Below are 240 nucleotides of genomic sequence, written 5' to 3' on the forward strand. Positions count from 1 at the left end.
GCGACAAGCCGACCGGCGAGCTCGCCGCGGCGATCGACGAGTTCTTCGGCTCGTTCGACAAGTTCCGCTCCCACTTCACCGCATCGGCGCTCGGCATCCAGGGCTCCGGCTGGTCGATCCTCGCGTGGGACTCGCTCGGCCAGAAGCTCATCATCGAGCAGCTCTACGACCACCAGGGCAACCTCGCGGCGGCCACCATCCCGCTGCTGCGGCTCGACATGTGGGAGCACGCCTTCTACC

At 67.5% G+C, this 240-nt stretch carries 1 protein-coding gene; it reads left to right on the forward strand.

What is annotated here, in order from left to right:
• On the forward strand, positions 1-240 hold a 240-nt coding region (locus tag AC1RPY_RS08155), incomplete at both ends, for a superoxide dismutase (protein WP_481763181.1).

It is taken from the genome of Dellaglioa sp. CoH-56-MRSF-12 (assembly GCF_056782075.1).